At 61.0% G+C, this 11,828-nt stretch carries 15 protein-coding genes; 1 reads left to right on the forward strand and 14 read right to left on the reverse strand.

Translation table 11 applies throughout. The features are described 5' to 3' along the window. Positions 1-200 (reverse strand): hypothetical protein (locus tag N4A58_RS11665; protein ID WP_293709810.1); only part of this gene is annotated, 200 nt, incomplete at its 3' end. 67 nt (positions 201-267) lie between these two features. Further along, positions 268-1,161, reverse strand: a complete 894-nt coding sequence (locus tag N4A58_RS11670) for a LysR substrate-binding domain-containing protein (RefSeq protein WP_293709812.1) — start codon at positions 1,159-1,161, stop codon at positions 268-270. A 241-nt stretch (positions 1,162-1,402) separates the two neighbouring features. On the opposite strand from N4A58_RS11670, the gene N4A58_RS11675 reads away from it, so the two are divergent. Continuing rightward, complete coding sequence (locus tag N4A58_RS11675; protein ID WP_293709814.1) at positions 1,403-2,680, forward strand: FAD-binding oxidoreductase; 1,278 nt, start codon at positions 1,403-1,405, stop codon at positions 2,678-2,680. Between the two features lie 3 nt (positions 2,681-2,683). Here the strand turns inward: N4A58_RS11675 and hypE are convergent, their stop codons facing one another. Genes hypE through N4A58_RS11735 form a run of 12 tightly spaced genes read right to left on the reverse strand, consistent with a single transcriptional unit; the run spans position 2,684 to position 11,687 of the window. Next, entirely contained in the window at positions 2,684-3,703 is a 1,020-nt protein-coding gene (gene hypE, locus N4A58_RS11680) for a hydrogenase expression/formation protein HypE (RefSeq protein WP_293709979.1), read from the reverse strand. A gap of 5 nt (positions 3,704-3,708) precedes the next feature. After that, on the reverse strand, positions 3,709-4,851 hold the full coding sequence (gene hypD, locus N4A58_RS11685) for a hydrogenase formation protein HypD (protein ID WP_293709816.1): 1,143 nt from the start codon (positions 4,849-4,851) through the stop codon (positions 3,709-3,711). Next, positions 4,848-5,138 (reverse strand): HypC/HybG/HupF family hydrogenase formation chaperone, encoded by a 291-nt coding sequence (gene hypC, locus N4A58_RS11690; RefSeq protein ID WP_293709817.1) that lies wholly within the window; start codon positions 5,136-5,138, stop codon positions 4,848-4,850. Before hypC ends, hypD begins: the two co-directional genes overlap by 4 nt. Positions 5,139-5,141: 3 nt before the next feature. Beyond that, the gene (locus tag N4A58_RS11695) at positions 5,142-6,617 is read right to left on the reverse strand and encodes a sigma-54 dependent transcriptional regulator (protein ID WP_293709819.1); all 1,476 of its coding nucleotides are present in this window, start codon (positions 6,615-6,617) and stop codon (positions 5,142-5,144) included. After that, on the reverse strand, positions 6,617-7,468 hold the full coding sequence (gene hypB / locus N4A58_RS11700) for a hydrogenase nickel incorporation protein HypB (protein ID WP_293709821.1): 852 nt from the start codon (positions 7,466-7,468) through the stop codon (positions 6,617-6,619). The genes N4A58_RS11695 and hypB overlap by 1 nt, the downstream gene beginning before the upstream one ends. Next, positions 7,468-7,809, reverse strand: coding sequence for a hydrogenase maturation nickel metallochaperone HypA (gene hypA, locus N4A58_RS11705; protein WP_293709823.1), 342 nt, complete (start codon positions 7,807-7,809; stop codon positions 7,468-7,470). The genes hypB and hypA overlap by 1 nt, the downstream gene beginning before the upstream one ends. Beyond that, complete coding sequence (locus N4A58_RS11710) at positions 7,802-8,680, reverse strand: hypothetical protein (protein WP_293709825.1); 879 nt, start codon at positions 8,678-8,680, stop codon at positions 7,802-7,804. Before N4A58_RS11710 ends, hypA begins: the two co-directional genes overlap by 8 nt. 1 nt (position 8,681) lies before the next feature. After that, positions 8,682-9,497 (reverse strand): [NiFe]-hydrogenase assembly chaperone HybE, encoded by an 816-nt coding sequence (gene hybE, locus N4A58_RS11715; RefSeq protein WP_293709827.1) that lies wholly within the window; start codon positions 9,495-9,497, stop codon positions 8,682-8,684. Further along, positions 9,494-10,330: a hydrogenase expression/formation protein gene (locus N4A58_RS11720; RefSeq protein ID WP_293709829.1), complete on the reverse strand. Its 837-nt coding sequence runs from the start codon at positions 10,328-10,330 to the stop codon at positions 9,494-9,496. The genes hybE and N4A58_RS11720 overlap by 4 nt, the downstream gene beginning before the upstream one ends. A gap of 21 nt (positions 10,331-10,351) precedes the next feature. Continuing rightward, positions 10,352-10,747, reverse strand: coding sequence for a hydrogenase accessory protein (locus N4A58_RS11725; protein WP_293709831.1), 396 nt, complete (start codon positions 10,745-10,747; stop codon positions 10,352-10,354). Positions 10,748-10,757: 10 nt separating this feature from the next. After that, positions 10,758-11,078: a HypC/HybG/HupF family hydrogenase formation chaperone gene (locus tag N4A58_RS11730; protein ID WP_293709833.1), complete on the reverse strand. Its 321-nt coding sequence runs from the start codon at positions 11,076-11,078 to the stop codon at positions 10,758-10,760. A 3-nt stretch (positions 11,079-11,081) separates the two neighbouring features. Beyond that, positions 11,082-11,687, reverse strand: a complete 606-nt coding sequence (locus N4A58_RS11735; RefSeq protein ID WP_293709980.1) for a HyaD/HybD family hydrogenase maturation endopeptidase — start codon at positions 11,685-11,687, stop codon at positions 11,082-11,084. Between the last annotated feature and the right edge of the window lie 141 nt (positions 11,688-11,828).

Here is an 11,828-nt window from a genome sequence, read left to right on the forward strand (position 1 = left end):
GTGGTCGTTAGGGTAGTCCGCGTCAGCACGAAGAACCAAAAGAGCCCGAGCAAGCTGGTGATCTTCTGGGCATAAACGTCAGCCAAGCGCGGTTGCAGTACAAGCTCCTCGATCAGACACCGTAAGCTGTCCCAACTCTCGTTCTTCTCTGTCCGATCCCCAAGAGAACGGATAAGTGCCGTGACGCGTGCGCGATACATGTCCGAAACACGAAGCGGGAAACGTAAGGGGAGATGCTCCCGAGCAGAATTTGTGCCGCGAAGAAACTCAATCCTCGTCGCAGATATCCCTTAGCCAACCACTGAACGCCTGTAATGGTCCGTACTTACCATGCTCCAAGGGCCAACAGAGATAGTATTGTGGGCTGCTGTTTAATGTCGCTTCGCACGCTCGGACGAGCACACCGTGCTCCAGTTCGTCCTTGATCAAAAAATCAGGAAGCAAAGCCACCCCCATCCCTGACATCGCCGCTTGGGCCGCCGTCGCAAACTGATCAAATAGCATCCCTTCTAGGGCGGGCGCCAAAACACCATGTAGCGCAAAAAACTGCTCCCAGGCATCCGGACGTGAACTTAGATGCAGAAGTGGGGAAAGCAGGAGGTCTTCGACAGTTTCTAACTGATGCACCTGTTTGAAATCTGGTGAACATGCTGGAACAACGACTTCCCCTCGGAGCAACTGGAAGCCGCAATCTGGCCAATCCGGCTCGCCAAAATGGATGGCGGCGTCGATCGCCTCGCTCCGAAAATCGAACTGGCTCATTTTGGTGACGAGATTGATCGTCACGCCAGGGTTCTTACTTAGAAAGTCAGGCAATCGTGGTGCCAGCCATCGCGTTCCGAATGTTGGGAGGATCGCCAGGTTGAGCGTTCCACCAGAGGGGTTCGCGCGGAGGCTCATTGAGGCGGAAGATATTTTTTGCAAGGCTTCGCGAATTTCGCGCGCATACCGTTCGCCGCCGGAGGTCAATCGCAGGCTCTGCTTTTCACGATAAAAAAGTTCGGTCCCTAGCTGTTCCTCCAAGGCGCGAATTTGTCGCGACACCGCGCTTTGGGTCAGCGACAGTTCTTTGGCTGCTGCGGTGACATTCTGCGTACGCGCTGTGACCTCAAAGGCCTGAAGCAAAGACGTCGAGGGTAAAAAGCGTCGGGGAATCGGCATGGTTCGTTCGCTCTGATAGTGAGCCTTTGACTTAGCACGTGCATGACAAAGAGGAATATCAAAGGCTCTTTGCTACATGTCGTACCGGAAATCTACGATAAATAGGCCCAATACGAACCGCTTGAGCGTCGCTCAGGCGTTTGAGGTATTCGGGATTGGAATAACCTCAAACCCAACTCTCTCTAGCGCGAAGCATAGAGTTCGGACAATCTGATTTCAGCAATCTAATCGCGAGGCCTGAATGAACAGCACGTCGTCCCATGGCCTTTGGGGTCGAACTGCGCCGAATGCGCCCATCGCCGAGAAGCTCGGGACGAACCATGTCTGCGACGTTGCGGTGATTGGTGGGGGCTACACGGGGTTGTCCGCAGCGCTGCACTTAGCAGAGCGCGGGATGACAGTCGCAGTACTCGAGGCAGAGACGGTGGGGTTTGGCGGGTCAGGCCGAAATGTCGGCTTGGTGAATGCAGGCATGTGGGTCATGCCTGAAACTCTAAAGCAAACCTTGGGCGCAGACCTTGGCGGCCGGATGCTCTCGTTTTTAGGTGACGGGCCTGCGCATGTTTTCGAATTAATTGACCGCTTTGGCATTGCGTGCGAAGCGCAGCGAAACGGCACCTTGCATTGTGCGGTTGGGGCGGCGGGGCTCAGTGAAATAATCGAGCGTGCGGCGCAGTGGCGCCAGTTAGATGCACCAGTCGAGGTGTTGGACAAGAAAGCCGCCGCCACCAAGCTTGGGACTGGATGTTTTGAGGGGGCGCTTTGGGATCACCGCGCGGGAACCGTGCAGCCCTTGGCTTATGCTCGTGGACTTTCGGGGACTGCAGTTGGCTTAGGGGCCAAACTGTTTGAGCACTCTCCGGTTTTGAAAACCGGACATGATGGGAGTAGGTGGGTTCTGACCACACCGATGGGCAGCGTCAGGTCTGAATGGCTCATTGCTGCGACAAATATATATTCGACGTGTGTCCACGGTGAAGTGGCCAACAGCCAGACTATCCTGCCCTATTTCAATATCGCCACCAAGCCTTTGCCCGACAGGCTGCGCGCGGAAATCCTGCCCGAAAAACAAGGAGCATGGGACACGCGATCTGTCCTGACCTCTTTCCGGATGGATGCCGCAGGGCGTTTGATCTTTGGGAGCGTGGGGCAGCTTGGGATCGAGGCGTCGTGCCATGCTGCTTTTGCGCGCCGCAGTATACAGGCAATGTATCCGCAGCTGTATAATGTGGAATTCGAGCATTTCTGGTGGGGTCAAATCGGCATGACCGATGACAACCTGCCAAGCCTTGGACAATTGGGCCCCAAGGCATTGGCGGTCGGTGGTTACAACGGCCGCGGGATCGCGCCTGGCACCGTATATGGCCGCGCATTGGCCCAGCATATCACTGGGGAAATCGCACTTGAAGATATACCGGTGCCCATCCGTCCGCTCAAACCCGCGCCGTTCCGTCTGCTCAAGGGGCTTGGTATTCGTGCGGGCGCAGCAGCCCTCCACGCCGTGGCGCAGAGGGTCTAAGGTCTAGCAAATCCGCGGAAGTTGCTCGCCCACCAGCATGTCCACGATGCGCGCTCCGCCGAACAGGGTGCGCATGGTCACCTGACCCTTTGGCCCCCGTTTTGCGCGGCCGATGATGCAAGCGTCGCGACCTGCCTCGGTGGATTTCATCGCGTCTAGGGCGGCCTCTGCCTGATCTTCGGGGACGAACAGGACCAAGGTGCCTTCGTTCGCCAGATACAGCGGATCAAGGCCGAGGATTTCGCAGACCCCTTTGACTTCGGTGCGCAGGGGCAGCGCGGTTTCGTCGATCTCAATGGCAAAACCGCAGGCCTCTGCCATCTCATTCAGGGCACTCGCGACGCCGCCGCGGGTGGCATCGCGGCAGGCGTGCACGTCAACCGCCGCGCAAACCGCCTGCATCAGATGCCCAAGGCCCTGACAGTCGGATTGGATGTCGGTGGACAGCATCATATCGCCACGAGCCGCCAGAATGGCCGCGCCGTGATCCCCCAGAACGCCATTCACGATGGCGACGTCGCCCTCTTTGATGCGGTCGGCGGACAGAGTGCGCCCCGCCGGGATCACGCCCACGCCCGAGGTGGTGATGAACACCTTGTCCGCGCTGCCCCGGCCCACGACCTTGGTGTCGCCGGTGACGATGCGGACGCCAGCTTTCTCGGCCTCGATCCGCATGGATTCGACGATCCGGCGCAGAAGGGCGATCTCGGTACCCTCTTCGATGATGAAGGCTGCCGACAGCCAAAGGGGTTTCGCGCCCCCAACGGCCAGATCGTTCACCGTACCGCAGACGGCGATCTTGCCGATATCGCCGCCGGGGAATTCTACCGGATCGACCACAAAGCTGTCGGTGGTAAAGGCCAGACGCGCACCGGGTTCCTGTAACGCGGCATCCATCAGGCGGGCCTGATCTTCCATCCCGTCGGGCTGGAAGACAGATGTGAACACACTCTCGATCAGATCGCGCATCGCCTTGCCGCCGCCGCCGTGGGCCAGCGTGACGGTGTCCTGTTTCAGTCGCATCATGTTCATTCCGCAGGCTCCACAGCACGGGCCCCGCCGTATTGATAGTAGGCCGCGCAGGCCCCTTCGGAGCTGACCATCAACGCGCCCAGGGGCATTTCGGGCGTGCAGCCTTTGCCGAACATCGGGCATTGGGTGGGTTTCATCCGGCCGGTCATGACCGCGCCGCATTCGCAGCCCTCGGGTTCCTGAACCGAGCGGGTGCCGGTGGCGTAGCCGATGCCGAACTTCTCTTCAGCGTCGAAGGCTTTGTACTGCTCGCGGATCCGCAGTCCCGAGTGGTCGATTTCACCCAAACCACGCCATTCAAAGCTGGGGCGCTGCTCATAAACATCGTTGATCGCGGCGATGCTGACGGGGTTGCCGTGTTCGGGCACCACGCGGGCGTACTGGTTCTGCACCACAGCTTTGCCGTCGCGGATCTGCTCCAGCACCATCAGAACAGATTGCAGCAGGTCGAGGGGTTCGAACCCCGCCACGACGATCGGCTTGCCGTAATCTTCGGCGATGAAATCATAGGGGTGCGTGCCGATCACCATGCTCACGTGGCCGGGGCCGACAAAGCCATCCAGCTTCATGAAGGGGTCATCCAGCAGCGCCTTGATGGGCGGCGGCACGGTGATGTGGTTGCAGAAGACGGTGAAGTTGGTCAGGTCCTCGCGTGCCGCCTGCTGGATCGACAAGGCGGTCGAGGGAGTTGTCGTCTCGAACCCGAGGCCAAAGAAAATCACCTCTTTATCGGGGTTCCGGCGGGCCAATTCCAGCGCATCGAGGGGCGAGTAAACCATGCGGATATCCGCGCCGTCCGCCTTGGCCTGAAGCAAGGACTTGCGGGTGCCTGGCACGCGCATCGCATCGCCAAAGGTAGTGAAGATCACGTTGGGCTGCTCGGCCAGTTGGACGCATTCGTCCACGCGGCGCATGGGCAGGACGCAGACGGGGCAACCGGGGCCGTGGATGAACTCGATGCCCGGATGGGTCAACTTATCAAGGCCGTAGCGGAAGATCGCGTGGGTGTGGCCGCCACAAATCTCCATGATCCGGACAGGGTTTTCAGCGGTCGCGCCGATCTGATCGCAGACACGCGCAATGGCATCCAATGCCGCGCGGGCGGCGATGGGATCGCGGAATTCGTCAGCGTATTTCATGGCTGCACCTCCAGCGCGGCGGCACCTGCGACCATCGCCTCCAGCTCTTCCTGAGCTTCGCCAAGGTGCCGCAGGGCCTCCAAAGTCTTTTCGGCCTCTTCCTCGTCAATCTCTGCCATGGCAAAGCCGACGTGGATCAGGGCCCATTTGCCGATGACGTCTTCCAAAGCGCCGGTGACGATGGGCGCGACGTTCACCTCGCGCCGCACGCCCGACACTTCGGCTATGCCCATCATGCGGGTGGGGTCGGTGATGGCTGTGATCTGACCGGGAATTCCCAGACACATGGCTTAATCCTCCCTCTCGTCGGCATCGGCATGGGTGTCGATCCCGTAACGTTCAATCTTGGCGCGCAGGCCGACGCGGGACAGGCCCAACTCGTTGGCGGCACGGCTCTTGTTCCATTTCAGACGGGTGAGCGTTTCGCGCAGGATGCGCATCTCGATCACCTCGATCCGTTCTTTCAGGGTGCCCTCAGTGGTCAGGACCGCGTCGGTGTGCATGTCCGAGTGGGCATCGCGGGGGGCTGCCTGCAGGATGTGGCGGCTTATCAATTCCGGCCCGAGCGTGGCGTCTTGAGAGAAGATCAGCATGCGGGTCATCTCGTTCTCGAGCTCGCGCTGATTGCCCGGCCAGTCGTAATTTCCAAGAAAGCGCAGGGCGTCGTCAGAAATCCCGTGGACGGGTTTGCCGTGCTTGGCCGCCGCATCGAACAACAGGCGCTGCGCCAGTACCGGCAGATCACCAAGGCGGCTGCGCAGGGGCGGGATATGCAGCGCGGTAGGGCCGAGCGCATGGTAAAGATCCCCGCGGAAGCGGCCCTCGCTCACCTCTTGGCGCAGGTCCTTTTCGCTACCGGACAGAATGCGGATGTCCGACCGGATCATTTCGTACCCGCCAAGGGGACGGAACGCGCCCTCGGTCGCGACGCGAAGCAGTGCTAGCTGCATTCGGGGGCTCAGATCGTGAATGCCACTGATATAGAGCGTCCCGCGATCGGCCTTTTGCAAGAGGCCGGTTTTCTTGGAGGCCAGACCGGGCACAGCACCGCGGCGGGCCCCGAAGAGCTCGATCTCCAGAATCTCGTCATCTATCCCAGTTACGTCTATTTCGTAAAATGGACGATCCGAGCGTAACGACGCATAATGCATGGCCCGCGCGATCTGGCCTTTGCCCGTGCCAGCCTCGCCCTGCAGCAGCACAGGCACGTCAAAGCTGGCGAACTGGCGGGCCTGTTCGATCACCGCGTTCAGGGGCGAATTGGCAGAGCGAAGCACATTCTCGAACCCCATGCCTTCGCGCAGGGCCTTGCGCTGATCCTCGACGCTGCTTTCGACGCGGCGGGCAAGGTAGCGCATTTCCAGCGACATCCGCTCGTGATCGCGGTTCAAGCGGAACAGATCGGTGGCGTTCTTGGCAACCATGAGCAGTTGGTCGGGGTGCCACGGTTTGGTCAGGAATTGGTAGATCCCCGCGTCATTGATCGCGGAAATCATGTCATTGGTTTCGGTGTAGCCTGTGATGATGATCCGCACGGTGTCGGGCCAGCGTTCACGGACCTCGGCCAGAAATTCGACGCCCGATTTGCCCGGCATTCGCTGATCGCAAAAGATCACCTGAATGTCCTGTTCCTGCATGATCGCCAGCGCGGGCTCGGCCCCTGTGGCGGTGTAGCAGTCAAAGTCATCCTCCAGCGCCATGCGCATCGCCGAGAGGCTGTGCTCTTCGTCGTCAACCAGCAGGATAGAGGGCAAAGGCGCAGTCATTATTCCGCAGCCTCGGGTTTTGCTTTTTGGGCCAGACGGTCGCGCAGCCACTGCAGCCAGACGTCCATGCCTTCGCCGGTGCGGGCGCTGACGCGGATGATCTCGATGCCCGGGTTCACGCGGCGCAGGTTTTCCTCGTAGAGGTCCAGATCCACGTCGCAATAGGGGGCCAGATCGACCTTGTTCAAGAGCGCCAGACGAGAGGCGGTGAACATATCGGGGTATTTCAGCGGCTTGTCCTCGCCTTCGGTCACGGACAGGATCGCGACTTTGGCGTCCTCTCCCAGATCGAAGCCAGCGGGGCAGACCAGATTGCCGACGTTCTCGATGAACAGGATCGAATTGTTGGCCAGCTGCAGATGCTCCATCGCGTGGCCGACCATGTGGCCGTCCAAGTGGCAGCCTTTGCCGGTGTTGACCTGCACGGCCTTTGCTCCGGTGGCGCGGATACGGTCGGCATCATTGGCGGTCTGCTGGTCGCCTTCGATGACGGCGAGCGGCTGATCGCCAAGCGCCTCGATGGTTTTGCACAACAAGGTGGTTTTGCCCGAGCCGGGCGAGCTGACAAGGTTCAGCGTCAGGATCTCGCGGTCGGCCAGAATGGCACGGTTCGCGTCGGCATAGCGGTCGTTCTTGGCTAGAATGTCTGTCTCGATCTCGATCAGACGCTCTTGAGTCATACCGGGCACTTCGACACACGCAGGCCCTTGCCCAAAGTGAATGTCACCGTGGTGATGATGATGGTGGCCATGGCCGTGGTCATGGTCGTGATGATGATGGCCGGAGCCGTGATCGTGGTGATGGCTGTGCCCTTCGACACTGCCGGTTCCGCATCCGCAAACATTACACATCAGACTACCTCCAGATCCTTGATCCGCATTTCATCGCCCCCGACGGGCATCAGCTTGCCACCGCCGCAATCAGGGCAGGGGTCCAAGCGGTTTTCAATCTCGACCTCGTGGATGCAGTCGTAGCACATGGCCCGACCGGGCAGGTCGATCATCTCTAGTCGCGCGCCTTCGGCGACCGAGCCGCGCATCACCACGTCAAAGGCAAAGCTCAGCGCATCCTTTTCCACTCCGGAAAAGCGGCCAATCTCGACTCGCACGGATTTCACGCGGGTGATGGTATGGGCGCGCGCCTGATCCTCGATCACGTTGCGGATGCCTTCGCAGAGGGACATCTCATGCATGGTGCGGCCTCCTTTGCAGGGTCACTGGGGCGCAGGGGTCTAGCAGATCGACCACAGCTTGCGCCCTATCCTGACCGCAAGGGGGCAGGCTCTCAAGGGTGCGTTGCATCACGCCGCCGTCGGCCATCAGGTGGTCGGTCGGGGTGATGCGGGTAAATTCGGTGACGCGGCCATTTTCGGTGCGGGCGCGAACAGCATATATGCCGCGCGCCGCCGGAACGGTGACGCATCCGTCCGGCAGCACGCGGGCCTCGGGACGCCAGCCACTCAACACGGCCCCGAGGTCAAGAGCCCGCCCAAGAACGCGCCAGAGGGGTCCACGACCGAAAACCCGTTCCACATCCAGCATCAGCGGGTGGGCCCGACGGCGGGCGGAAACGGAATTCTCTTGCGGCGCGCGGGAGAGGTGGCGCGTGTCATCCGGGACGGGCAGCCCGTTCGCCACCGCCTCAGCAGGTGCAAAACGGGACATCACAGCCGCTACCAGCGGGGCCAAAGCCGCGCTGCCAGAGGCGAAAACTTTCAACTCATTCACATCGTCGGGCAGACCTGCGCCGAAAAGATGGGTGCTCAGATCGTTCGCCTGCATCGGAATGGGAGGCACTCCGAAATGTTGGGGCCAGACCAGACAGAGACGCAACAAATGCTCGCGCCGGATTTCATCGGCGAGCGCCTCCGAGGCGTCGGGCGCAGGCAAGCCAAGGGCCAGCCTGACGGCGGTGCTTTGGGCCGCGCGGCACAGGTTGAAAATGCGCGGCAGGGTTTCGGCCACCTCTTCGACGGGGCGTCCGATCACCAGCCGCGTCACCGGCAGGGCCGGGGCGGGAATGGCGGTCCAACGGTCCGCGTCAAAAGAGGTGGGCGCGTTCATTTTATTCGGCCTCGGTGGATGCCATGCCGGCCGAGATGACCTGACGGCGGGTGGGCGCTTCGGGAATGTCGACCTTGGTTTCTGCGGCGGCCTGCGCTTCGGCTTCGGCGGCCTCAACTGCGGCGATTTCTTCGTTGCGAGCGGCGCGGATGTCGGCGCTGCGATCCGTTTCGGCGCGGTGTTCTTCTTGGAACAGGGCGACCATGACAGCCTCAGCGACCTCGACCGCAGAGGCCTGCGATTTGAACTCACCCATGGGCGAGAACAGAGAGCAGGCCTTGTAGCCACCGGTCTGTTCGCGGGTGTTGCAGATGAACTCGTAGGTGCCCGAGGGGAAGCGGATGTTTTCCTTGGAGCCTGCCATCAGGTCGTTCCAATCCTCGCCCTCGGCGGGCAGTTGGATCAGGTTCATAAACCACGGCGAAATCAGCACGCCCAAGGGTCGTCCCTCGTGCATCCGCCAGCCAACGGCCTGCACGTGCAAGAGTTTGTTCACGATCGGCACATCCCGCATTTTGGCGTGCCAGACTTCGGTGAAATCAGTGACCAAAGCCGAGGTTTTTGCGGACAGAACAGCCGCCTCTGCCATCGCGTCCGAACCGGGGTCGTGGTTCACCAGAAACTGCTCTTTGGGGGCGTCGCAGTTCGGGCAGGACCAGTCGTCGGGCAGGTGCATAAAGGGCGTGCCCGGCAGAACCTGACGGGTGTCATCACCCTCTTCGGGGTCGTAGGGGGTCCAGCAGATCTTGCACTCCATGACGGCGCGCGGGCTGATCTTGTCGTTGGCTCCCAGATAGCTGCCTTCGAAACCGCTCATCGGATGGCCTCCAGCACTTCGACCAGACGCTCGCCGCTGTCGATCAGGTCTTCGGGGGCGGCGACGGTGACTTCGGGGATCGCGGTCACTTCGAACGTGTCGAGGATCAGCACATCCATCGAGTTAAAAAACTGCACGCGCCAGACGTTCGGCAGCGCGGTCGCCGTGACACGGCAGTTGCCATAGCCGCGCGACAGAATGTCGGTCGCACCTTGGCCAAGCGCCTTGTCCAGCCACTCCAGATCCTGCTCGGTGTGGGGCAGAAGGGTCAGGTTGATCACGTGGACTTCGTCGCCAAGGCTGTAGCCCGCGGATTTGTCCTGCAGCTCGACCAGCAGCGGCGGAGCGTTCAGAACACCGGGGGCCTTGGGCGCATCGGTGCCCAAAGCTGCACGGCGGGGGTTGAACGCACGCTCACGCGCCACGGTGGGCGAGGGACCGACCTCGATCATGTCCATGCCGGCGGCTTTCATCACCCAGATGCCAGCGAAGACCGACTCTTGGGCGGCGACGGCGGGAATGCCGTGCATCTTCATCGACACTTCGCCTTGGCCCATGGTCTCGGCGATCAGGCGGCGGTTTTCGGCGTCCAGCTTGCTGAGATCGAAGGTCTGGTTCGCTGCGCCTTCGCCGCAGGCCTTGGCGGCACCTGCAACGGCGGCCATCAACTCCATGGCGGGACGCAGGTTTTCGTCGATCTCCATGTCGGGATAGTGCGTGTGATAGGTGCGCATGTCCTGAGGCATGGGCATGTACTGTAGCTCTTCGCCGGTTTCATCCTGCTGCGAGCCGGGGCCGTAGCCCATGGGGGGCAGGTGGAAGTTGCTAACCATCTGTCGTCTCTCCTGTCGGCCTTAGGCCTCTGCGATTTCGCAGGTGGCGTTCTGCGCGAGAATTTGGGTGATGCGGGCCATGTATTCGTCCCAGTCCCGCACGCGGGGAATGCCGCCGATCATCTGGCCTTCGCGGTAGAAGATCAGGCTGGGGGTCTTGAGGACTTTGGTCTCCTCGCGGACCTTTTGTTCGATGTCGTCACCCACGACCGCACAGTCAAAGCGGCCCTGAAAGGCTTGTTTGATTTCGGGCAGGATCACGGCCACGTCGGCGGTTTCCAAATTGCGCTTGGGGTCGCCGGGGACGAACAGGACATGCACGCCCTCGCGGCTGGTGAATTCGGTTACGTCGTGCTGGTTGTCCAGTTTGGGCCAGCTGAACTCGGTCGTCAGACGGTCAATCAAAGGATGGGTCATTGCGGGTCTCTCAAGCTGTGGTTTTGCCCGCGTCCAGCGCGGCTTGCAGATGGGGCGGCAATTGCGGAGCGCGGTTGTCCAGATCGGCAAACGCATCGCCGAGGTCGTTGCCCTCCATCAGATTGCGCAAACCGTCGAGCGCGGCAGTGATCTTGCGGGCCTCGTCTTCGGTGATGATTTCGCGAGCCGCGCCAAGGAAGGTCAGGACCCAGTCACCCACCTGCACAGGGCCGGTCAGCGACAGATCGATCAGAGCCTCTTCGCGGCCATCGGTGGCGCGGGCGGCGATGCCGTCGACGGACAGCACCTGCATCGGTACGCCGACACACATGGCTCAGGCGCTTTCGGGAAAGAAGCGGTGGTCGCCGGTGCGGCAGGCGTCCTCTTCGGACGGGCGACCGTCCTCGTAGGCGCTGCGCATGATCGAGGGGTCGGCCAGATTGCTGGTGTCGCCTTCGCCTTCGATGGGGTGGATGCCCATCTCGGCCAGCTTTTGCATGGCAATCTCGATGGCGGGGTCAATGCGGGCGGCGACCAGATCGCGCAGACCTCCGCCGTAATCCTCTAGCTCAACGGGCTGGCAGCCGATCAGGACCAGACGCTCGGGGCAGTAGCCCATCAGTTGCGCTGTCGCGATGACGTCCTGAAATCCGGTCTGGTGCAGACTCATCTTCTTGGCGCCCATGAAAGAGGGCACGTCTTTGTCTTCAACGATCTTCAAGGTGCCTGCGGGCAGACCGTAGTCCACCGCGTCGAACACGATCAGCGCGTCTGCTTCTTCGAGAAAGGGGAGGAGATAGAGACCCTGAGTGCCGCCGTCGAGAACTTTTACATTCGGACCAAAAGCCGTGGTCTGCGCGAGCCGCTCAACACAACGCACACCAAAACCTTCGTCGGCCCACAACACATTACCAATACCCAGAACCAACACACTCGGCATCATCATTGTCTCCTCCCTAGACCGGTGGGCTGGTAGCCAGCTTTCCGGTTTCCCTTGGTTCCGGTAGTTTGGCAGGCCATTCGAAGGGATGGAAGAAATTCACCTTTTGGGCTGAGAAAACTATTTCCTTTGAATTTTGGT

Source organism: Donghicola sp. (genome assembly GCF_025210255.1).
In the GTDB taxonomy this organism is placed as follows: domain Bacteria; phylum Pseudomonadota; class Alphaproteobacteria; order Rhodobacterales; family Rhodobacteraceae; genus Donghicola; species Donghicola eburneus.